The organism is Arthrobacter sp. NPDC058127 (assembly GCF_042884555.1).
In the GTDB taxonomy this organism is placed as follows: Bacteria; Actinomycetota; Actinomycetes; order Actinomycetales; family Micrococcaceae; genus Arthrobacter.
Genome location: NZ_JBHVTT010000010.1, coordinates 136,966 through 155,719 on the forward strand (window position 1 = coordinate 136,966; position 18,754 = coordinate 155,719).

At 64.4% G+C, this 18,754-nt stretch carries 15 protein-coding genes, 1 tRNA gene and 1 pseudogene; 8 read left to right on the forward strand and 9 right to left on the reverse strand.

Annotated features, from left to right (window positions below):
- Nucleotides 1-24 precede the first annotated feature (24 nt).
- Entirely contained in the window at nt 25-276 is a 252-nt protein-coding gene (locus tag ACFVTG_RS14715) for a cell division protein CrgA (RefSeq protein WP_284750982.1), read from the reverse strand.
- Between the two features lie 179 nt (nt 277-455).
- Here ACFVTG_RS14715 and ACFVTG_RS14720 point away from each other — a divergent pair, with 179 nt between their 5' ends.
- From ACFVTG_RS14720 to ACFVTG_RS14730, 3 genes are read left to right on the forward strand one after another with little or no spacing between them, the layout of a single operon-like run.
- A complete protein-coding gene (locus ACFVTG_RS14720; RefSeq protein WP_390281527.1) occupies nt 456-1,316 on the forward strand; it encodes a class E sortase in 861 nt (286 codons plus the stop codon).
- Between the two features lie 3 nt (nt 1,317-1,319).
- Complete coding sequence (locus tag ACFVTG_RS14725) at nt 1,320-1,490, forward strand: hypothetical protein (RefSeq protein WP_284750981.1); 171 nt, start codon at nt 1,320-1,322, stop codon at nt 1,488-1,490.
- Complete coding sequence (locus ACFVTG_RS14730; RefSeq protein WP_284750980.1) at nt 1,487-2,128, forward strand: aminodeoxychorismate/anthranilate synthase component II; 642 nt, start codon at nt 1,487-1,489, stop codon at nt 2,126-2,128. Before ACFVTG_RS14725 ends, ACFVTG_RS14730 begins: the two co-directional genes overlap by 4 nt.
- On the opposite strand, the gene pknB is transcribed toward ACFVTG_RS14730, so the two are convergent.
- From pknB to ACFVTG_RS14765, 7 genes are read right to left on the reverse strand one after another with little or no spacing between them, the layout of a single operon-like run.
- Complete coding sequence (gene pknB / locus ACFVTG_RS14735; RefSeq protein WP_390281530.1) at nt 2,125-4,047, reverse strand: Stk1 family PASTA domain-containing Ser/Thr kinase; 1,923 nt, start codon at nt 4,045-4,047, stop codon at nt 2,125-2,127. The two genes, ACFVTG_RS14730 and pknB, sit on opposite strands and share 4 nt — an antisense overlap.
- A gap of 54 nt (nt 4,048-4,101) precedes the next feature.
- Nucleotides 4,102-5,904, reverse strand: a complete 1,803-nt coding sequence (locus ACFVTG_RS14740) for a protein kinase (RefSeq protein ID WP_390281533.1) — start codon at nt 5,902-5,904, stop codon at nt 4,102-4,104.
- Nucleotides 5,901-7,358, reverse strand: a complete 1,458-nt coding sequence (locus tag ACFVTG_RS14745) for a penicillin-binding transpeptidase domain-containing protein (protein ID WP_390281535.1) — start codon at nt 7,356-7,358, stop codon at nt 5,901-5,903. Before ACFVTG_RS14745 ends, ACFVTG_RS14740 begins: the two co-directional genes overlap by 4 nt.
- Complete coding sequence (locus ACFVTG_RS14750) at nt 7,355-8,722, reverse strand: FtsW/RodA/SpoVE family cell cycle protein (RefSeq protein WP_284750976.1); 1,368 nt, start codon at nt 8,720-8,722, stop codon at nt 7,355-7,357. The genes ACFVTG_RS14745 and ACFVTG_RS14750 overlap by 4 nt, the downstream gene beginning before the upstream one ends.
- Nucleotides 8,719-10,446: a PP2C family protein-serine/threonine phosphatase gene (locus ACFVTG_RS14755; protein ID WP_390281538.1), complete on the reverse strand. Its 1,728-nt coding sequence runs from the start codon at nt 10,444-10,446 to the stop codon at nt 8,719-8,721. Before ACFVTG_RS14755 ends, ACFVTG_RS14750 begins: the two co-directional genes overlap by 4 nt.
- Before the next feature lie 3 nt (nt 10,447-10,449).
- Entirely contained in the window at nt 10,450-10,932 is a 483-nt protein-coding gene (locus tag ACFVTG_RS14760) for an FHA domain-containing protein (RefSeq protein WP_284751097.1), read from the reverse strand.
- Between the two features lie 5 nt (nt 10,933-10,937).
- Nucleotides 10,938-11,681 carry an FhaA domain-containing protein gene (locus ACFVTG_RS14765; protein ID WP_390281540.1) on the reverse strand — a complete coding sequence of 248 codons (744 nt, stop codon included), beginning with the start codon at nt 11,679-11,681 and terminating at the stop codon, nt 10,938-10,940.
- Nucleotides 11,682-12,042: 361 nt separating this feature from the next.
- Here ACFVTG_RS14765 and ACFVTG_RS14770 point away from each other — a divergent pair.
- A tRNA-Leu gene (locus ACFVTG_RS14770) sits at nt 12,043-12,125 on the forward strand.
- 125 nt (nt 12,126-12,250) lie between these two features.
- On the opposite strand, the gene ACFVTG_RS14775 is transcribed toward ACFVTG_RS14770, so the two are convergent.
- Nucleotides 12,251-12,925 (reverse strand): TetR/AcrR family transcriptional regulator, encoded by a 675-nt coding sequence (locus ACFVTG_RS14775; RefSeq protein ID WP_284750973.1) that lies wholly within the window; start codon nt 12,923-12,925, stop codon nt 12,251-12,253.
- A gap of 139 nt (nt 12,926-13,064) precedes the next feature.
- Between ACFVTG_RS14775 and ACFVTG_RS14780 the strand changes: the two genes are divergently transcribed.
- The 4 genes and pseudogenes from ACFVTG_RS14780 to ACFVTG_RS14795 all read left to right on the forward strand — a co-directional run bounded on the left by ACFVTG_RS14780 (nt 13,065) and on the right by ACFVTG_RS14795 (nt 18,719).
- Nucleotides 13,065-14,456: a flavin monoamine oxidase family protein gene (locus ACFVTG_RS14780; protein ID WP_390281542.1), complete on the forward strand. Its 1,392-nt coding sequence runs from the start codon at nt 13,065-13,067 to the stop codon at nt 14,454-14,456.
- Nucleotides 14,457-14,616: 160 nt separating this feature from the next.
- Nucleotides 14,617-15,376, forward strand: a pseudogene (locus tag ACFVTG_RS14785) (LamB/YcsF family protein).
- A complete protein-coding gene (locus tag ACFVTG_RS14790) occupies nt 15,373-16,989 on the forward strand; it encodes a 5-oxoprolinase/urea amidolyase family protein (protein ID WP_284750970.1) in 1,617 nt (538 codons plus the stop codon). The pseudogene ACFVTG_RS14785 and the gene ACFVTG_RS14790 overlap by 4 nt, the downstream one beginning before the upstream one ends.
- A complete protein-coding gene (locus ACFVTG_RS14795) occupies nt 16,986-18,719 on the forward strand; it encodes an acetyl/propionyl/methylcrotonyl-CoA carboxylase subunit alpha (protein ID WP_390281545.1) in 1,734 nt (577 codons plus the stop codon). The genes ACFVTG_RS14790 and ACFVTG_RS14795 overlap by 4 nt, the downstream gene beginning before the upstream one ends.
- Nucleotides 18,720-18,754: the final 35 nt, after the last annotated feature.

Here is an 18,754-nt window from a genome sequence, read left to right on the forward strand (position 1 = left end):
GCGGCCGAAATGTGAGGTCGTCTCTTAGGAGCGCCAGCGCGTGGTCATCAGGAAGCCGACGATCGCGATGCCGAACCCTGCCACGATGTTCCAGGACGCCCACGCGGCTACGGGAAGTTGGCCGCTGGTGATGTAGAACGTGATGATCCACAGCAAGCCGATGATCATGAGACCGAACATGACGGGCTTGTACCAGACGGGGTTCGGCTTGTACTGCTGCGTGGTGGCCGCCTCGGTGGGGCGGGCGGCCCTCTTGCGGGGCTTGGACTCGGGCACGGATCCTCCTTGGCCGGCTGAATGAAAAGGCCACGCGCTAGCTTGATATCCTGCAGGAAGGAAAATTCCAGCGGTCAACGCGCACGCGGCAATTCCGGGGTTCGTACTAGCAGTCAAGTCTAGCCGGATTTCGGAGACTGCTCGTCGTCGGGCATCCGCGCCTGTTAAGAGGAGATCCAGTGGCGCAGCAGCAGACGCAGCAAGCCGCTGCCATGCCGGACGACGGCACGGGAACCGGCTCGGAGGGTCCCCGCCCCGGGGGGCACAGGCCGCGCCCGGCGAGGCGCAAAGGCCGGCCAAGCACGGGCGACATTGTGCGTAAGGTCGTGCAGATCGTAGGCGAACTCCTCCTCACCGCGGGACTTATCCTGTTGCTCTTTGTGGCGTGGGAGCTGTGGTGGACCAACGTCGAAGCCGACGCGAAGCAAAGCCAGGCCGTCCAGGGATTCGCGAAGAGTTTTGCGGGACCTGTGGCACCTGTTGCCCCTGCCAACCCTGCTGGACCGCCCAACTACGGCAAGCCCGTGGTTGCCCAGGCTCCCGAGCACGGCGGCATGATCGGCATCATGTACATTCCGCGATTCGGCCCGGATTATTCGCGGCCCATCATCGAGGGAACCGGTTCCGACATCCTGGACACGCTGGGCCTTGGCCACTACGGGACCACCAGCATGCCCGGAGCCCCGGGCAATTTTGCCGTCGCCGGACATCGTCAGACGCATGGCGCCGTACTGGACAACATCCACCTCCTGGTTCCGGGCGACAAAATCTACGTGCAGACCAAAGACGGTTACTACACGTACGTTTTCCGCAACAACCAGATCGTGCTGCCCTCGCGAACCGACGTCCTTCTTCCGGTCCCCACACAGCCCGGGGCGACGCCCACCGAAAGCTACCTGACCATGACCAGCTGCAATCCGCGCTTTGGTGCGCAAGAACGCATCATCGCGTACTCCTTGCTGGAAAGCTGGCAACCGGCATCCGCCGGGCCACCACAGGAGATCGCCAAGCAAGTCGCCCAGACGGCCGGAAAGGGCTAAGCCATGTACGGATGGATCTTCCGCCACCTCCCGGGACCCCTGTGGGTGCGTATCCTGACATCAGCGGCCCTCGTCGCATGCGCGCTTGCCCTGATGGTCCAGTTCCTCTTCCCCTGGATGTCACAGTTCACTACCCTCACCGACTCAACGATTGGTTCAGCACAGCAGCCATGAGCACAACAAAAATCCTCGTCGTGGATAACTACGACAGCTTCGTCTACACCTTGGTCGGTTACCTGCAGGAACTCGGTGCGGAAACCACAGTGGTCCGGAACGACGACGTCACTCTCGCCGAAGCGATCGAGCTGGCGGACGCGCGCGACGGCGTGCTGATCTCTCCCGGTCCCGGCACCCCTGCCGAAGCCGGTGTCTGCATTGAGCTGATCAAGTGGTGCGGAGACAACAACAAGCCGATGTTCGGGGTCTGCCTGGGGCACCAGGCGCTGGCCGAGGCCTACGGCGGAACCGTCACGCACGCCCCGGAGCTGATGCACGGCAAGACATCACCTGTGCAGCATGAAGGCAAGAGCGTTTTCGCCGGGCTGCCCTCGCCGGTGACGGCCACCCGCTACCACTCCCTGGCGGCCGTCCGGGAAAGCATTCCCGACGTACTGGAAATCACCGCCGAAACCGCCAGCGGGGTTGTCATGGGCCTGCAGCACCGTTCGGCGCCGCTGTGCGGAGTGCAGTTCCACCCGGAATCGGTACTCACCGAAGGTGGCTACCTCATGCTCGGGAACTGGCTTGAATCACTGGGGATGTCCGGGGCGGCCGCCCGTGCGGCCACCCTTAGCCCCTTGATCCAGCGCTAGCCGCCTAGTCCGCCGAAGCCTCCGCCGTGGGTGTCGCTAGGAGACGGCGTGGGCGTCGGAGTGGGACTCGGGGACGGGGCGGGAGCCTTCGCGACAATCACGCTGATGGTCTTGCCCTGCTCCACAAGGGAATTGAAAGCATCGCCCTGGCTCGTCACCTTTCCGGGAGCTACCTGCGAATTCTCCTGTTCGGTGACCGCCATGGCCAGGCCGTTCGCTTTGAGGAGCGCTTCGGCATCGGCCACACTCAAACCAACGAGTTGAGGCACGGATACCTTGCCTGTGGACACCACCAAGTCAACGGTGCTGCCCACGCCTACTACAGCCCCGGAAGCCGGCTTGGTGCTGATGACGGAGCCTGCGGGAACCGTGGCACTATTGGCCAAGGTACTTGACCCGCCCACGAGGCCAGCCTGACGCAGGAGGTCGCGGGCCGCGGCTTCGGTGAGTCCGTTCAAGCCTGCCGGGACAGTCACCGAGACTGGCCCATCTGAAACGTTCAGCAGGACTTGCGATTTCGGCGCCACTTGGGACCCCACGCCGGGCTCGGTGCTGATCACCGTCCCCTTCGGGACCTTGTCATCCGGGACATGGTGCGACTCGGGGCTGAGATTGGCGCCGTACAGCGTCTGCAACGCCGTGGCCTCGCTCATGCCGGCGACCGCCGGTACCGCGATCAACGCCGGCGGAGCCGGCTTCTGGTTCACCGTGCTGTACACCCAGAATCCACCGCCGGCCAAGACCAGCAGCACTAAAATAACCACCACCGCGGTCCACGCACGACGGCGGGACTTCTGCCGGGCGGTCCGCTCGCGTTCAGGGGCGAAACCAAGCGGCATGGCGCCGTCGTTGTCCGGTTCAGGTTCCGGTTCACCGGCCTGCAGGGCCAGCATCGTGTCCTGGTCGCCGGCGTCATGGCCATTGCCCGACCCCCCGGTCAGGGTGCTGTCCAGGAACTCGGCGCCCGTCAGGCCGCGCGCCAAGCCACCCTCGGGAATCTGCTGCGTCGACGGCACGACGTCCTGGACGTCTGTGGGAGTTCCGGCGGCAAAGGCCGGGACTGCCACGCCGTTCTTGGCCGCACGCAAGGCGCGGCGGAAGGCAGCCGCATCCTGGAAACGGTCGGCGCGATTCTTCTGCAGGCCCTTGGCGAGGACGCTGTCCAGTGCCTCCGAAACGGCCGGATTGAACGTGCTGGCGGGCTCCGGGACCTCGCGGACGTGCTGGTAGGCCACCGAGACAGGACTGTCGCCCGTGAACGGAGGGCGTGATGTGAGCATTTCAAACAGCAAGCACGCCGCAGAGTACAGATCGCTGCGGGCATCCACGGTCTCGCCGAGGGCCTGCTCGGGTGAAAGGTACTGGGCAGTGCCAACCACGGCCTGCGTCTGGGTCATGGTTGCCGCGGAATCCGCCATCGCCCGGGCGATTCCGAAATCCATGACCTTCACGTCGTTTGACTCCCCGGTCACCATGACGTTGGCCGGCTTGATATCGCGATGGACGATCCCGGCCTTGTGGCTGTACTCCAGCGCGGCCAGGACGCCAAGGATGAACTCGATGGCTTGATCGATGTCCAGTTCCTTGGCGCGGATCAGATCGCGGAGAGTCCGGCCGGACACGTATTCCATGACGATGTAAGGGACCCGAACGTCCTCGCCCGGGCCGCCGGACACGGTGTACTCGCCGGTGTCGTAGATAGCTACGATCGAGGAGTGGTTCAGGGCCGCCACAGCCTGAGCCTCGCGCTTGAAACGGGCATGGAACTGCGGATCGCGGGCGAGATCGGCACGGAGCAGCTTCACTGCCACGGTTCGTCCGAGCACAGTGTCAGTGCCCTTGTAGACATCGGCCATGCCGCCACGGCCGAGCAATTCACCGAGTTCGTACCGCCCGTTGAGGACGCGCTGGGATGTCATGGGAGTGCTGTCCTCTCTGTGGGCAGGTGTGGAGCGACCGGTTGGCATGGTGTCCTATTTGCCGGGTGTAGCAGACGAAGACGGGGCCGACTTTGACAGGTGATAGGTCACGACGGACCCCGAAGGTACTTTCTGCCCGGCCGCGGGATCGGAACTGACGAAAGTTCCCGGCGCTTGGCCGGTCGCTCCATCAACGGGGGCTCCAGTGACCCAGCGCAGGCCGGCGCCTTCGATGGCGGCCTGCACCTGTGATTCGGCGGCGCCCTGGCCGATGGTCGGCACAGTAACCATCTGCGGTCCCTTGGAGTAGCTGACCGTGATGGTTGATCCCTTGGCCACGGGACCCGAAGGATTGATATCGATGACGGTGCCGGGCGTGGACGGATCAAAGACCTGGACGCCGCTGACAACGAGGCCGAGTGCATTGAGGTCCGAGCGTACCTTGTCGTACGGCTGTCCCTTGTACTGCTCCGGTATCAGGTTGATGGCCTCGGCGGTGGTCGTGGTGGGTGTCGGAGTGGCTGATGTCTCCGTGGGGCTCGGGCTTGCCGAGGTTGGCGGTGCGCTGGAACTCTGGACCGGCGCGCTTGTAGTGGCCGGTGCTGGATTGCTCGGCGAGAACAGCCCGGACTGGGTCAGGATCGCACCCACCAAGGCAAGCAGCACGAGCACGATGAGTGCGATGAGCGGCCATGTCCACGGGCTGCGTTTCTTCCGCGGCGGCTCCTCCTGGTACTCCTCTTCCTCATGGATGTACTGGTTGTGCGCGTCGGCCTGATCCAAACTGCGCTCGGCAGCCAAGGCATTGGCGCGGGCAAGAGCGTTTCCGCCTTCGGCTGCAGCCCCTACGGCTGCGGCTCCCGCTGCCGCGGCGCCGATCACCGGGAGCGCCGACGTCGACGTCGAACGCGCTTCCCTGCCGTACGGCGAGGCTACGATCCCGGTGGGTGCGGTGGCGATGTCGGTAGGAGCAGTGATGGGGCCCGTGGCGGACTCGAAGAGCAACATTCCCGGTACGGCGGCGTGCGCCGTGGAAATATCGCCCGCGCGGATCGCTTCTGCGGCTTCGGCCAGCTTGATGGCATCCGCGGGACGGTTCTTCGGATCCTTGGCGAGCATGGACATCAGCAGGGCGCGTACTGGAGTGGGCAGGCTTTCAGGCAGCGGGGGCGGAGCGTCGTTGACCTGGGCCAGCGCAATGGCGATCTGGGATTCACCGGAGAACGGACGATGCCCCGTGAGGCACTCATAACCGATAACCCCGAGGGAATATATGTCCGAGGCGCCCGTGGCCGTTTGCCCCGTGGCTTGCTCAGGAGCCAGGTATTGGGCAGTACCCATGACCTGCCCGGTCTGCGTGAGTGGAACTTGGTCTGCCAAGCGGGCGATACCGAAGTCGGTGACCTTGACGCGGAAGTCCGGCGTGATCAGGAGGTTTCCCGGTTTGATGTCCCGGTGCACCAGGCCCTGGGCATGCGCGGGAGCCAGTGCCCGGGCGGTCTGGGAAATGATGGACAGGGTGCGGTCCGGCGAAAGTACCTGCTCATGTTCCAGGATGCTGCTCAGCGGCTGACCTGGCACCAATTCCATGACAAGGTAGGCGGAGCCGTCTTCCTCTCCATAGTCGAAGACGTTGGCGATCCCCACGTGATTGAGCAACGCGGTGTGACGGGCCTCGGCGCGGAACCGTTGGAGGAACCCGGGATCACCCGTATATTCCTCTTTGAGTACCTTGATGGCGACGATCCGGCCAAGGATCTGGTCCTTTGCCCTCCAGACCTCTCCCATGCCGCCAATTGCAATGCGACTGGTCAGCTGGAACCTGCCGCCGAGGGTGATTCCTGACGTAGGCCTCACTTGTTCAACACCGCCTCAAAAATCTTCTTCGCGTTCGGACTGGTTAGCTTTGCGCCGGTAGACACATCAACACCTTCCATGACAATGGTGACGGCTACCTGCGGGTCGTTGGCCGGGGCAAACCCGGTAAACCATGAGTTGTTCAAGCCAGAATCGCCGAGTTGCGCCGTACCGGTCTTGCCGGCCACCTGGACTCCCGGTACCGCGGCACCGCTCGCAATTCCCTGGGATACGACGTCGGTCATCCACTGTGTGATCTGGCTGGCGATATCAGGCGTCGTGGAAGTGCGCAGCGCCTCGGGCTTGGGCTCGCTGATCACACGAAGGTCAGGTGCCCGCACAGTCTTGATGAGGTTCGGCTTCATCTGGACGCCATTATTGGCGATAGCGGCGGTCATCATCGCGATCTGCAGCGGAGTGGCCTTGACATCACGCTGGCCGACGGCGGACTGGGCCAGCGCTGCCTGGTCCAGATTCTTGGGGAAGATACTGATCCCGGTCTGAAGCTTGAGCTGGTCCCCGAAATCCTGTCCGAAGCCGAACTTTCCGGCCTGGTCCGCGATGGCTTTCTGGCCCAGGTCCAAGGCGATGCTGGCGAAGGGCGTGTTGCATGATTGCTCCAAGGCGAAAGCGAAATCGGCCGTGTTGCGGGTTGAGCAGTTCCCGCCGGCGTAGTTGGGCAGCGATGCGCTCGAACCGGGCAAGGGCAGGCTGCTCGGGTTCGGCAAAACGCTGTCCTTGTTGTACTTTCCGGAGCTCAATGCAGCCGCGGTGTCGACGAGCTTGAACACGGAACCGGGGGCCAGCAGCTCACCGGTGGGTCCGCTCACCGACTGGTTGAGGTTGATCCCGGGGACTTGGTTGATTTGGTCGTAACTGGCCTTTTCCTTGGCGGGATCGTGCGTTGCGATCAAGTTGGGGTCGTAGGACGGCTTGGAAACCATGGCGATGATGGCGCCCGTCTTAGGGTTGGTGACGACGATCGAGCCACGCTGACCATCAGGGATGAGGTCGTAGGCGAGCTTCTGGATCGCGGGATCGAGGGTCAATTCCACCGAAGCCCCCTTCGGCTGGCTGCCGAGGAAAATCTGGCTCACACGGTCCAGGAAGAGTTGGTCTGAGCTTCCGGCCAGCTCATCCCGGAGCTGCTGCTCAAGCCCGGTGGACCCATAGGTCCTGGAGAAGTAGCCCGTGATCCCTGCGTAGAGCTCCGGCTGGGCATAACTGCGCTGGTACTTGCAGGTCTCGTCCCCGGCAATGGACTCGGCGATTGGCTTGCCGCCCACGATGATCGCACCCCGGTCGTTGCAGTAGTTCGCCAGGACGGCGCGCTGGTTCCACGGATTGTCATTGAGGTCGCCCGCGCCGATGACCTGGACATAGCTGATTGCGCCAAAAAGTAGGGCGAACATGGCAACGGCTGCCATCCAGGCATTGCGTATGGAATGGTTCATGAGGTCTGCACCGCCTCGGTGGGGGCATGGGTAACGGGCGTAGTGTCCACCGGGCCGCGCGCGGTGTTCGAAATCATCAGCAGCAAACCCACGATGATCCAGTTGGCAAGCAAAGAGGAACCGCCCGCTGCGAGGAAGGGAGTAGTGAGCCCCGTCAACGGGATCAACCGGGTGACGCCGCCGATCACCACGAAGCACTGCAACGCGATGGCAAAGGACAAGCCGCAAGCCAAGAGCTTGCCGAACGCGTCCCGGGCGCCAAGAGCTGCGCGGAACCCCCGGGTGAAGAGCAGCATGTAGAGCATCACGACGGCAAAGAGACCAATCAGTCCCAGCTCCTCACCGATGAGGGCTACGATCATGTCGCTGTTGGCAAAAGGCACCAGATCCGGCCTGCCTTGTCCGAGCCCCGTGCCCACAAGTCCGCCGTCGGCCATGCCGAAGAGGCCTTGGACGATCTGTCCGCTGCCGCCCGGGGACCTGTCGAAGACTTCCGGGGTGAACGCGTTCCACCAGCTGTCCAGGCGGAACGCGACGTGCGAGAAGAACCTGGACGCCAGGAATCCGCCACCGAGGATCAGCGCGACGCCGATGACCACCCAGCTGATCCGGCTCGTTGCCACGTAGATGATGACGATGAACAAGCCGAAGAAGAGGATGGACGTGCCGAGGTCCCGCTGGAAGACGAGGATGCCGATGCTCACGAGCCAAGCGGTGATCATGGGGCCAAGATCCTTGAAGCGCGGCAATTGCATGGGGCCGATTTTGCGGCCAGCAAGCAGGATGAGGTCCCGGTTGGAGGAAAGATAACCTGCGAAGAATATAGCCAGGGTGATCTTCGCGATTTCGCCTGGCTGGAAAGTCATGGGGCCGAGCCGGATCCAGACGCTGGCGCCCAGCACTTCCCCGGCGGAGATGCCAGGAACGAGTGGCAATACAAGAAGGACTGCGCTGGCCGCGAGCGAGATAAAGGTGAAGCGGCGGAGGAGTCGGTGGTCCTTCACGAACCAGACCACAGCGATTGACACGGCCATGGCAAGGAGCGTCCAGCGCAACTGGTTGTTGCCTGTGTCCTCGCCTGGCTGGTCCATGCGGTGGATCAGGGCCAGTCCCAAGCCGTTGAGGGCAACAACGATCGGAAGCATGATCGGATCGGCATATTTTGCGCGGAACCTGAGGATCATGTGGAAAGCGAATGAGGCCACGATCAAGAGACTCGACTGGAACCAGAAATCACTGTCGAAAGCGGCCGCGCTATTGAGCCCGACCATGGCGCTGGCGCCGATTCCCACAGCGAGGGCAAGGATCAGCAGGACGAGCTCGACATTGCGGCGCGGCTTGGGTGTGGTTATGGCCAGAATCATGGGGACACCGCGCACGTAGGGACAGGCGTGGACGTGGGTGACGATGTTGGAGCGTTCGAAGGACTTGGGCTTGCCGGCGTGGGGCTTGCCGCGTGGGTGGGACTTGCCGTCGGCTTTGCTGTGCCTGTAGGGCAATTGACCGGCAGCCCGGTGGTGCCCTTCTCCTGCAGGTTTTTCACAATCTGCTGGGCATCGGCGAGATCCCGCGCCGGTACGGTCTGGCGAACGACTTGTTGTGTGAATTCAGGCAAAGAGTCCATGCGGATGTTCGTCGTGGCCTCCACTTTCGAGAGCTGGAAAGGGCCAAGGCTCTGTGAGATGCCGTTGAAAATCGCGACGTGCTGGTTGAATTCACCGACGTAGTATCGTGTCTGCGTCCACGCATACCCGAGCCACAGTCCGGCGATCACAAAAATGGCCAGGACCGCCGCGATAGCCGGCGTCAACCAGCGCCGCTTCGGGGCGACGAGCGGCTGTGGATCCTGGCGGTCCTGTTCAGCCTTGTGGGTCAGCACGGTGGCTGCCCGGCGTGCAACGCTGCGTCCGGCGACGGTGGGGATCGAGCCCGTTTCCGCCGCGGTTGCGGCAGCACCGACCAGTTCGTGCGGACGGCTTGCAAGCTCTTCGCGGAGGATCTCCGCCGACAGGTGTTCGCCCAAGTGCGGGTCTGTCGCCGTCGGAGGCTCAGTTGTCCCGGCGGGCTTTGCGGGACCTGTCGCTGCAGGCTCCGCCGCGGCGGTGGGCTTTACCGCTGCGGCGGAAGGCCCGGCGTCGGACGTTGTTTCCGGTGGCGTGACCCGACCGGCGGCGGGGCTGTTGGCCCCGGATTCCTTGGCCGGGGCTTTCGCATCGCTGCTGTGCTCGTCCGTGCTCGGTGCGGCCTTTCCCGCGTCGGCCGCTTTCGGGGGTGTCGGCGCGGACTGGACGACGTCGACGGCGGCCGTGCTGAGGTCGCCGGTCTCTTCCACGATTTCCAACAGGACCACGGTGACGTTATCCGGGGCACCGTTGGCGAGCGTGAGCTCAACGAGGAGCTCGGCGCATTCGGCGAGGTCCTTGGTTTCGCGGACCACTTGCTCCACGACGGCCCCTTGGACGTAGTTCAGGCCATCGGAGCAAAGGAGCCAGCGTTCGCCCGGTTCGACGTCGAGCTCGTCCAGGTCCAGTTCGGGGCTGGCGTCCACGTCGCCCAGAACGCGCATGAGGACGTTCTTGTGCGGGTGGGTTTCGGCTTCCTCGGGGCGCAGCCGGCCTTCGTCGATCAGCCTCTGGACGAAAGTGTGGTCCACGCTGATTTGCTCGAATTTGCCATTGCGCAGGCGGTAGGCGCGGGAATCGCCGATGTGCGCGAAGTGCAGCCGCCTGCCTTCGAGCAGCAGGGCGGTGACGGTGGTACCCATGCCTGCGAGCTTCGGGTCCACATGGACAAGCTCGGAGAGGAGGGAATTGGCGGTCTGGATTTCATCTGCCAGGACTGTTTCCGCGCCGTCCGGGTAGGAATCGTGATCGAGGTGGATCATGTCCAGCACAGTGGAGGCCGAGGCGACGTCCCCGCCCGCATGCCCGCCCATGCCGTCAGCGACAACGGCAAGATGCCGGCCGGCATACGCGGAGTCGTCGTTCTTCGAGCGGACACGACCGACGTCGGACCGCGCCGCGTAGCGCATGATCAGGGGAAGTTCCGGAGGCAGTGACTTGCCCTCGGAGGCTTGGGGGGAAGCCATGGGCTACGCCCTCAATTCGATGACCGTCTTGCCGATCCTCACGGGGACGCCAAGCTCCACCGGCAGGGCGCGGGTCAATTGCTGGTCGGCGAGGTAGGTGCCGTTCGTGGAGCCGAGGTCTTCGATGAACCATCGGCTGCCCTGGGGGAACAGGCGCGCGTGCCTGCCCGAAGCGTAATCATCCTCAAGGACCAACGTGGCCTCTTGTGCGCGGCCCAGCAGAATGGGGCTCGCGGCCAGAGGAAGCGTGGTCCCCTTGAGCGGTCCCTCGACGACGACGAGCTGGTGCGCTTGCTGCTTCACTGGCTGGGGTGGCGCGGGGGCGAGTTCAGGATGCTTGCGTACTTCGCGCGCCGTCGGAGTTCCCATGGCCGCTTTGCGGCCGATCACGAGATCGCGACGCATGGTCGAGACGATGCTGAAGATCAGTACCCACAGCAACAGGAGGAAGCCGAAGCGGAGCGCGGTGATTGTCAGTTCGCTGATGTCGCTCACGGGCGCCCACCAGAGGGCTGGGGGAGAAGTCTGAAAATGATCTTGGTCCGTCCCATGGTGATGGTGGATCCGTCAGTAAGTTCCACACTGCCGTCCACTTTGTGGCCGTTGACGTAACTTCCGTTGGTGGAACCGAGGTCGACGGCGCGGATGATCCCGTCCGCCGTCTGGATTTCCAAGTGCTTGCGCGAAACGCCGGTATCGTCCACAAGGATGTCGGCCTCGGACGACCTGCCCAGCACCACAGAAGGTGCATTGAGGGAATAGCGCTGTCCGCCAATGTCCAGGACAGGCTGGAGCCTTGTGGGCTCGCGGCGCGGCGCGGCGGGGACAACGGGCCGAGGGGCAGCGGGCGCGGCAGCCCCGTTGGATTTCTCAGTGCTGGACGTGATTTCGAAGTGGCCTTCGCGCTGGGCTTCGTCGTGACGGAAGGAGATCCGTACGGGACCCTGCAGGATGTAACCTTGGCTGCGCACGTGCTGGATGACGACGTCGCACAGTTCTTCGGCCAAGGGGGTTCCCCAGTCCTGGGCGCGAGCGAAGTCTTCATTGCTCAAGAGGACGTCGAAGACGTTGGGAGCCAAGGTACGGCCGGCCGAAATGGTGATGGACTTATTGTCCAGTTCACGGCGAAGCTTGCTGGCTATCTCCACCGGTTCCACCCGCGCGCGCGAACCGGTAGAGAAGACGCCGCGGACGGCCTTTTCGATGCCACGTTCAACCCTGTCGAGCAAGCCCATGGTCCTTCTCCTTCCGTTTCGTTGACTCTGCAGTATCAGTAGCCAAGACAAATCCCCGCAGTGGCCGGAGCGCACGCAAGAAGCCTGTCTTCAACCCCGATACTACTGGGCAAGACTGTGAAAGGCCTTATTCCACAACGCCTGGAACGCCGGAAAAGTTCGCCTGCCTGCGTCATTTCGGGACGCTTCCTGCGCGATTTCCGCATCATGTGGGGACCGCCAATCCGCGGCATCCCGGGGTTTTACGGCCCAGTCCTTGGCCGATTGGCGTTTTCAACGCGTTGTCCGTTATGCTTGATCTCGCTGCTTTCGCAGGGGTGAGGCCGGGGAAACCTGGTGCGGCCCGGGCGAAGGAAGTTGCGCGCGAGTGGCGGAACGGCAGACGCGCTGGCTTCAGGTGCCAGTATCCGAAAGGGTGTGGGGGTTCAAATCCCCCCTCGCGCACGCAATTCAAGGAACCCCGGTCTCTGACCGGGGTTCCTTTGTTTAACTCACCCGTAACCCCCAACTGACTCGCATTTGTTGTCGTTTTGGCGGCTCATAACGACAACAAATGCGAGTGAGTTGGGCTACCCGCGCAGCGCCCCGAGCCCGGTGATCAGCGCATCCAGGCCCATGCTGAACGCGAGGTCGGACGGGTAGTTGTTCCGCTCGGGCCCCAGGCTGCGGACCGCCGACGTGAAGTGCGGTGTGGAGTCGGCCAAGCGGCCTGAATCGAAAATGTCCGCCGGCGCGTTCGCGTCGAAAGCGGCGCCGAAGATATAGGCCTCGAGGGCCACGATGCTTGGGATGATCTGCTTTTCCGGGAAACCCGCGCGGAGGAATCCCTCCGTGACGGCTTCGTACATGGCGAGCGTCTGGGGTGCGTCCGTCACGGGAAGAACCGCGATCACCGAGATCAGCGGAGTGTGCCTCGCGAAAATGCCGCGGTATGAATAAGCCCATTGCCGGACGGCATCCTCCCAGGGCAGCGTGCTGAAACCGCCGAAGTCGACCTTCGACATCAGGTCCTCTTCGACGAGCTTGAGGACTTCATCCTTGGAGGACACGTGGTTGTAGAGGGCCGACGGCGCCACACCCAGGGAGCGCGCGAGAGCGGCCATAGTGAGGCCGTCGTAGCCCTTCTTGCTGATCAGTTCCAGCGCGGCTGCAGTGATGCCGTCCTGGTCCAGGACCGCCGCCATTGGCCGACCTGCCCTGCGGCGCGCTTTGGTCTCGCCGGGAGCGGGGGTGGGTTCAGGCATCGCTGACCTTTCTGGAGACTGTGTCACAGCATTATTCCATTTGGGTCTTCACAGTCGGGGCCAAGCCAGCTACAGTTGAGATAAATGAACGTCATTCATTTATTGGTCAGCCAACGGGGACGGCCACAGAAAGGACATCATGCTGAATCTTGATCGCGACGTCGTAATTGTCGGTGCCGGTCCGTCGGGGTTGACGGCTGCACGCGAATTGAAGAAGGCCGGGCTCAGTGTTGCCGTGCTTGAAGCACGCGACCGCGTCGGCGGCCGCACGTGGACCGACACCATTGACGGGGCCATGCTGGAGATCGGTGGACAATGGGTGTCCCCGGACCAGACCGCCCTTATGGGGCTCCTGGATGAACTGGGCCTGAAGATGTACTCCCGCTACCGCGACGGCGAATCTGTCTACCTCGCACCTGACGGCAGCCGCACCCGCTACACCGGGGCTTCCTTCCCGGTGAGCGAAACCACTGCAGCCGAGATGGACAAGCTCACCGCCATCCTGGACGGCCTCGCCGCCGAGATCGGCCCGGAGGAGCCCTGGGCCCACCCCAAGGCCCGCGAATTGGACACCATTTCCTTCCACCACTGGCTGCGCCAGAACTCCACGGACGAGGAAGCCTGCAACAACATCGGCTTGTTCATCGCCGGTGGCATGCTGACCAAGCCGGCCCACGCCTTCTCTGCGCTGCAAGCAGTGCTGATGGCCGCTTCGGCAGGCTCCTTCTCCAACCTGACGGACGAAGACTTCATCCTGGACAAGCGGGTTATTGGCGGCATGCAGCAGGTCTCCCTGCTGATCGCCGCGGAACTGGGTGACGACGTCGTACTTAACAGCCCGGTCCGCACCATCAATTGGGAGCCGGCGGGTGAAGGCCATCGCGTCACCGTTGAGTCCGAGCGCGCAACCGTCAACGCGCGATTCGTCATCATGGCTGTCCCGCCGAACCTGTACTCCCGCGTGTCCTACAACCCGCCGCTGCCGCGCCGCCAGCACCAGATGCACCAGCATCAGTCCCTGGGCCTCGTCATCAAAGTCCACGCTGTCTACAGCACGCCGTTCTGGCGCGAAGACGGCCTGTCCGGCACGGGCTTCGGCGCCGACGCCCTGGTTCAGGAGGTCTACGACAACACGAACCACGGAGACACCCGCGGGACCCTGGTGGGCTTCATCTCGGACGAAAAGGCAGACGCCGTCTTCGAGCTCAGCGCAGAGGACCGCAAGAAGAAGGTCCTCGAGTCCATCGCGGGCTTCCTCGGCGACAAGGCCCTGGACGCCGAGGTCTACTACGAATCCGACTGGGGTTCCGAAGAATGGACCCGCGGGGCCTACGCGGCCAGCTACGACCTGGGTGGCTTGCACCGCTACGGCAAGGACCAGCACGCCAACGTTGGACCCATCTACTGGTCCTCCTCCGATCTGGCTGCGGAAGGCTACCAGCACGTCGACGGCGCAGTCCGGATGGGCCAGGCAACGGCCGCCCGGATCGTCACCGCCAACAACCGTGTCGCTGCGGTACCGGTCTCCTAGTCGATCCTATCCACACGTGAGGTCTCGGCTCTTTCGCTCGTTGAAAGGGTCGAGACCTCACTTTTGGAATCCGGGCATTCGGTCCCGCCACCAAGATTGTTGAACAATCTTCCCGTTTCAGGCATGATGGTGAGGTATTCAACCTGAGACGGGGATCACAATGCCTTTTATTGACCTCAACAGCGACGTCGGAGAATCGTTCGGCAACTGGACCATGGGCGACGACGCTGCAGTCTTCCGCTACGTGTCGAGTGCCAATGTGGCCTGCGGATTCCATGCCGGAGATCCCAGCACCATCGCCCGCACCTGCCGTGAGGCCGTCGCCGCAGGAGTGGCCATCGGTGCCCACGTGGGCTATCGGGACCTCGCGGGCTTCGGCCGCCGTTTCCTCGACTGCTCCGCAACGGAACTGGCCGACGACGTCCTCTACCAACTCGGCGCGCTTCAAGCCCTGGCCCGTGCTGCCGGCTCGGAGATCAAGTACGTCAAGCCCCACGGCGCCCTCTACAACACGATCGTGCACCACGAGGTCCATGCCCAGGCAGTCGTCGACGCCGTCCATTCCTTCAGTCCCGGACTCCCGCTCCTTCTCCTGCCGGGCTCCGTCGCACTCGCCAAAGCCGAAGCGAAGGGGCTTCGGGGAGTAGCCGAGGCATTCGCTGACCGCGCCTACAACCCGGACGGCACCCTCGTATCGCGCCGCGAAGAAGGCGCCGTGCTTCACGATCACGCTGCCATCACGGAGAACATGGTCCGTCTGGCAACGGAAAGCAAGATTGTGGCCCGCGACGGTTCCACCCTGAACGTCCATGCAGAAAGGCATCTGCGTCCACGGAGACACTCCCGGCGCCGTGGCCATGGCAGCCGCTGTCCGCGCGGGACTCGAGTCCGCCGGGGTCACCGTACGGAGCTTCGCATGAGCCTCACGGGAATACGCTGGGCGGGCCCGCGCGCCTTGCTGGTGGAGCTTTCCGACCTCCCTTCCGTGCTTGCGTTTCATTCCCGCCTGCTTGCCGAGCCACTGCCCGGCCAGCTTGATGCGGTCGCCGCGGCAGCCACCGTACTGCTTAAGTTCGGAACGCACGCCGAGGCACTTGCGGCGCGCGCCGCCGTCGGGCATGTTGACCTGGGAGCGGTGCCACACGACAGTTCCCGCGACGTCACCATCGAAGTGGTGTACGACGGCGAGGACCTCACCGAGGTGGGCATGCTCACCGGTCTGGGCCGGGACGGCGTCGTGGCCGGGCACACCGGCCAGCTTTGGATCGCGGCTTTCGGCGGATTCGCCCCGGGTTTCACGTACCTGCTCGGCGAGAACCACAGCCTCGACGTTCCGCGCCGCAGCTCGCCGCGTACCTCCGTTCCGGCCGGTTCCGTGGCGCTCGGCGGGGCGTTTTCCGCCGTCTATCCGCGGCAGTCCCCGGGCGGCTGGCAACTGATCGGGCGCACGACGGCGGTCCTCTGGGATCTCGAGCGGGAGTCACCGGCGCTTGTTCGTCCGGGAGACCGGGTCCGGTATGTGGCGGTCCGAGAGGCCATCGCGTTGACTCCGGCACCACCGGCAGCCCGCGAAGTCAACGGACCCGCCTTGGTTGTGGACTCACCCGGACTTCAATCGCTGGTCCAGGACCTCGGTCGCCCCGGACTAGGGGATCTGGGAGTCTCAGCCGCGGGCGCCGTGGACCAACAATCGACGCGTCAGGCCAATCGCTTGGTGGGCAACGAAGCCCGTGCTGCGGTTGTGGAAACGGTGCTGGGCGGACTCTCGGTCCGGGCCGTCGGCGACCAGGTGCTCGCTGTTGCCGGGGCGGTGGTCCCTTTGGAAATCCGCGATGCTTCGGGGGATCCGGCCCGCTGCGCCGCGATGTGCGCTCCCTTCGTCCTCCTGGACGGCGAAACCCTTAACCTGGGGGAACCGACGCTCGGGGCCCGCAGCTACCTTGCCGTCCGCGGCGGGATTGATGTGCATCCGGTGCTCGGCAGCCGCTCAAGCGACTCGATGTCCGGAATCGGTCCCGCACGCTTGGTGGCCGGGACCCGGCTCCCCGTGGGAAGAGCGCCGCTGTTCCAGATGGTCGGCGCTCCCGAGGAATCCACGCTGCGGCTAGGAGCCGTCTTTACCGAGCTGCGCATCACCCTGGGCCCCCGGGACGACTGGTTTGATTCCAGCGCCCTCGGGTCGCTCACGGGCCAGGACTGGGTCACCACCGAGCAGTCCAACAGGATCGGCGTCCGGCTCAAGCCCGTCGGCTGCGTGACGATCGAACGCAACCGGACGGCAGAGCTCCCCAGCGAAGGCGCCGTTGCCGGCGCACTCCAAGTGCCGCCCAATGGCCATCCCGTCCTCTTCCTGGCCGACCACCCGGTGACCGGCGGGTATCCGGTGATTGCCGTCGTCGTACCCGAAGACCTGCCGACGGCGGCGCAATTGCCGCCCGGCCACCGCGTGCGGTTCACGATCGTGGACCCCGCAACCCTTGAACCACATGAACCTGCCGTTGCCGGCGCTGTCTCCGAAGGAACCCAGCCATGAAGAAGGTCCTGATCGCCAACCGCGGCGAGATCGCCGTGCGGATTGCCCGCGCCTGCTCAGACGAGGGCTTGCGGTCTGTTGCCGTGTACTCGGACCCCGACGCCGACGCCCTCCACGTGCGGTTCGCCGACGAGGCCTACGCACTGCGAGGTTCCACCGGCGCCCAGACGTACTTGGACATCGCCAAGCTGATCGACGTCGCCCGCCGCGCCGGTGCCGACGCCGTGCACCCCGGATATGGCTTCCTCTCCGAGAACGCCGACTTCGCGCAGGCCGTGATCGACGCCGGCCTCACATGGATCGGCCCGGCACCGCAGTCCATACGGGAACTGGGAAACAAGGTGGTCGCCCGCGAGATCGCCGTCCGCGCCGGGGCCCCCCTTGTTCCCGGCAGCGACGGACCTGTGGCCAACGCCGCCGAAGTACTTGCGTTCGCCTTGGAGCACGGTATGCCAGTGGCCATCAAGGCTGCTTTCGGCGGCGGCGGACGCGGGCTCAAGATTGCGCGGCGCCTGGAGGACATCGAGGACGCGTTCGAATCGGCCGTGCGTGAGTCCAAGGCGGCTTTCGGACGCGACGAATGCTTCGTGGAGCGCTTCCTGGACCAGCCACGGCACGTCGAGGCGCAGGTCCTGGCCGATATGCACGGCAACGTGGTGGTCCTCGGAACCCGCGATTGCTCCCTGCAGCGTCGGAACCAGAAGCTCGTGGAGGAGGCCCCCGCACCCTTCCTGAGCCCTGAACAGCGCAAGCTCATCCACGAATCGGCCAAGTCCATTTGCCGCGAGGCCGGATACTACGGTGCGGGAACCGTTGAATACCTCGTGGCCGTGGACGGCACCATCTCCTTCCTGGAGGTCAACACGCGCCTGCAGGTGGAACATCCTGTCACCGAGGAAACCTCCGGCGTGGACCTGGTCCGCGAGCAGTTCCGGATCGCCGCGGGCGGCGTCCTCTCCCTGACGGAAGACCCGGAGCCGAAAGGCCACGCCTTCGAGTTCCGCCTCAACGCCGAGGATCCTGCCCGCGGCTTCCTGCCGGGCCCCGGCGTGGTGGACGCGTTCGAGGCGCCCACCGGTCCGGGCATCCGCGTGGACTCGGGGGTTCGATCCGGCTCAGTGGTTCCTGGAGAATACGATTCCCTCCTGGCCAAGCTGATCGTCCGGGGCGAGGACCGGCAGCAGGCCCTGCGCCGCGCCCGGGTTGCCCTGGACGAGATGCAGATCAAGGGTTTGCCCACCGTGCTTCCCTTCCACCGGGCCGTGGTCCGCCACGAGGCTTTCACCTCGGAGGACAAGCTCGGCGTCTACACCACGTGGATCGAGACCGAGTTCGCCGAAGAGCTGGCCGCCTCTCCGGAGATCGCCCGCGTGGCCCCAGGCTCCGAACGAAGCACGTTCACGGTGGAGTTGGACGGTAAAGCGGTACAACTTGGGCTACCCGTTCGCTTGTTCGAAGCGCTGATGAACGGCGGCGGCGGTTCCGTTTCTGCTGCCCCGGCTCCGGTTGTGGCCGACGACGCCGGGCTGGCCTCGCCGATGTCCGGCTCGCTGGTGAAGTGGTTGGTTGAGGACGGGGCAGCCGTGGAAGCCGGTCAACCCGTGGCCGTGTTGGAGGCCATGAAGATGGAAACCACTGTCCCGGCCCACCGTTCCGGCACCGTGGCGCGGGGTCCGCACGAACCGGGCGCCGCCGTCGGGCGCGGAGAGGTGATCGCGAGCATCGGCTGAGGGGTCGCCTGCGGGGGCATCGCCGTTCGGTAGAT

Bases quoted from the DNA above. Each gene is read 5' to 3' on its own strand.
- ACFVTG_RS14725 (WP_284750981.1), top strand. From the start codon at position 1,320: ATGTACGGATGGATCTTCCGCCACCTCCCGGGACCCCTGTGGGTGCGT.
- ACFVTG_RS14730 (WP_284750980.1), top strand. From the start codon at position 1,487: ATGAGCACAACAAAAATCCTCGTCGTGGATAACTACGACAGCTTCGTC.
- pknB (WP_390281530.1), bottom strand. From the start codon at position 4,047: ATGACATCCCAGCGCGTCCTCAACGGGCGGTACGAACTCGGTGAATTG.
- ACFVTG_RS14745 (WP_390281535.1), bottom strand. From the start codon at position 7,358: ATGAACCATTCCATACGCAATGCCTGGATGGCAGCCGTTGCCATGTTC.
- ACFVTG_RS14750 (WP_284750976.1), bottom strand. From the start codon at position 8,722: ATGATTCTGGCCATAACCACACCCAAGCCGCGCCGCAATGTCGAGCTC.
- ACFVTG_RS14755 (WP_390281538.1), bottom strand. From the start codon at position 10,446: ATGGCTTCCCCCCAAGCCTCCGAGGGCAAGTCACTGCCTCCGGAACTT.
- ACFVTG_RS14765 (WP_390281540.1), bottom strand. From the start codon at position 11,681: ATGGGCTTGCTCGACAGGGTTGAACGTGGCATCGAAAAGGCCGTCCGC.
- ACFVTG_RS14775 (WP_284750973.1), bottom strand. From the start codon at position 12,925: ATGCCTGAACCCACCCCCGCTCCCGGCGAGACCAAAGCGCGCCGCAGG.
- ACFVTG_RS14780 (WP_390281542.1), top strand. From the start codon at position 13,065: ATGCTGAATCTTGATCGCGACGTCGTAATTGTCGGTGCCGGTCCGTCG.
- ACFVTG_RS14790 (WP_284750970.1), top strand. From the start codon at position 15,373: ATGAGCCTCACGGGAATACGCTGGGCGGGCCCGCGCGCCTTGCTGGTG.
- ACFVTG_RS14795 (WP_390281545.1), top strand. From the start codon at position 16,986: ATGAAGAAGGTCCTGATCGCCAACCGCGGCGAGATCGCCGTGCGGATT.